Here is a 1987-nt window from a genome sequence, read left to right as displayed (position 1 = left end):
CCCCCGCTCACCGTGGTCTTCTGCCACGGCTACTGCCTCAACCAGGACAGCTGGCACTTCCAGCGGGCCGCGCTGCGCGAGGGGATGCGGCTGGTCTTCTGGGACCAGCGCAGCCACGGCCGCTCCGAGCGGTCCCGCTCGTACCTGGCCGGCGAGCCCGCCTCCATCGACCAGCTCGGCGGCGACCTCCTGGCGGTGCTGGACGCGGTCGTCCCGGAGGGCCCGGTCGTCCTCGTCGGGCACTCCATGGGCGGCATGACGATCATGGCGCTGGCCGACCAGCACCCGGAGCTGTTCCGCGCCCGGGTGGCCGGCGTCGCCCTGGTCGGCACGCTCGCCGGCGACTGGGACTCGGTCACCCTCGGCCTGCCGCCCGCCGGCGCCCGGCTGCTGCGCCGGGTCGTCCCGGCCGCGGTCCGGCTGCTGGGCCGCCAGGTCGAGCTGGTGGAGGCCACCCGCCGCCTGGGCGCGGACGTCGCCGCGGTCTTCTACCGCCGCTTCTCCTTCGGCTCCGAGGATGTCGACCCGCAGGTCGTCCGGTTCGCCGAGCAGCTGCTCGACGCCACCCCGATCGACGTGGTCGCCGAGTTCTACCCGGCCTTCGGACTGCACGACAAGAAGGCCGCGCTGGCCGCACTGCAGGGCCTGCCCGTGACCGTCCTGGCCGGCACCGACGACCTGCTCACCCCGCCGGTGCACAGCGAGGACATCGCCCGCGCCCTGCCCGACGCCACCCTGGTGGTGCTGCCCGAGACCGGCCACCTGCTGATGCTGGAGCGGCCCGCCGAGGTCGACCGGCACCTGCTGGACCTGCTCGACCGGGCCGCCCGGCAGGCCGGCGCCGCCCCGCCGCCGCCCTCGCTGCGGCCCGCCGCGGACTGACCCGTACGCGCACCGGCCCGCCGCTGTGGCACCGTAGCGGTGGTGCCGGCGCCGCAGGGGCGGCCGGCGGGGACAGAAGGGCAGCCAACGCGCCATGGGCTCGCAGACCACTCTCACCGTCGCCACGCCCGAGCGGATGGGACGGCTCGGACGCGGGCTCGCCGCCCTGCTGCGCCCCGGCGACCTGGTCCTGCTCTCGGGTGAGCTCGGCGCCGGCAAGACGACGCTGACCCGCGGCCTCGGCGAGGGCCTGGGCGTGCGCGGCGCGGTGACCTCGCCGACCTTCGTGATCGCCCGGGTGCACCCCTCGCTGACCGGCGGCCCGGCCCTGGTGCACGTGGACGCGTACCGGCTGGGCGGCGGGCTGGACGAGATGGAGGACCTCGACCTGGACGTGTCGCTGCCCGAGTCGGTGGTGGTCGTCGAGTGGGGCGAGGGCAAGGTCGAGCAGCTGAGCGAGGACCGACTGGAGGTCCGCATCGAGCGGGCGCTCGGCGGCGACGCGAACGACGAGGACCACGACCCGCGGCAGGTCACGGTGACCGGGCTCGGCGGGCGCTGGGGCGGCGTCGACCTGGCCGCGCTCGGCGAGGCGTAGCGCAGGCCGCGGCCTGCGCCCGCCTTGCCGCGACGCTGCCGGGGCCCCGGGGCCCCGGGGCGGCCGCCCGGCGGGACCCGGACGGCCCGCGACACTTCCCGACGCCGTGTCGGCAAAGTGTTGCGGGCCCCTGGCCCGGCGTGATGGGATGGGATCCGCGGTTAGGTCTGCCTAACTAGGGAGGCGCCCCATGGCGAGCACCACCCCCGCAGCGGCACCGATGCCGCAGGAACCGGCCGACGGGCCCGGCGCGGCACCGGCCCGCGAGCCGTCGGCGGGCGCCCCGATGCGCGCCCTGCTGGCCGCGTGCGCGTCCGCCGCGGCCGTCTCCACCCCGCCCGCCGCACCCGCGGCACCGACCGGCGAGGACCGCCCGGCCGCGCCCCCCCCCGCCGCGGCCCGGGGCGTGGTGTGCGCCGCGGGGGGGCCGGGGGGGTTGTAAAACCGTGGGGGGCGGTGGTCCGCCCCGGGGCGGGCGGCGGGGCTGCGCCGCCGCGACTCCAGCGT

At 77.8% G+C, this 1987-nt stretch carries 3 protein-coding genes; all 3 read left to right on the top strand.

All coding sequences use genetic code 11. The features are described from left to right. Nucleotides 1-882: alpha/beta fold hydrolase (locus tag ACFV0G_RS38815; RefSeq protein WP_380558453.1), on the top strand; the 882-nt coding region annotated here is incomplete at its 5' end. 94 nt (nucleotides 883-976) lie between these two features. Next, the gene (gene tsaE, locus ACFV0G_RS38810; protein ID WP_380558450.1) at nucleotides 977-1480 is read left to right on the top strand and encodes a tRNA (adenosine(37)-N6)-threonylcarbamoyltransferase complex ATPase subunit type 1 TsaE; all 504 of its coding nucleotides are present in this window, start codon (nucleotides 977-979) and stop codon (nucleotides 1478-1480) included. Between the two features lie 190 nt (nucleotides 1481-1670). Beyond that, complete coding sequence (locus tag ACFV0G_RS38805; RefSeq protein ID WP_380558447.1) at nucleotides 1671-1922, top strand: hypothetical protein; 252 nt, start codon at nucleotides 1671-1673, stop codon at nucleotides 1920-1922. Nucleotides 1923-1987: the final 65 nt, after the last annotated feature.

Source organism: Kitasatospora sp. NPDC059571, from assembly GCF_042735675.1.
GTDB lineage: Bacteria > Actinomycetota > Actinomycetes > Streptomycetales > Streptomycetaceae > Kitasatospora.
Note: the sequence above shows the minus strand (reverse complement) of the source record. Positions and strands in the feature narration are given on the sequence as shown.

Coding starts and splice junctions, on each gene's coding strand:
- tsaE (WP_380558450.1), top strand. CDS start 977: ATGGGCTCGCAGACCACTCTCACCGTCGCCACGCCCGAGCGGATGGGA.
- ACFV0G_RS38805 (WP_380558447.1), top strand. CDS start 1,671: ATGGCGAGCACCACCCCCGCAGCGGCACCGATGCCGCAGGAACCGGCC.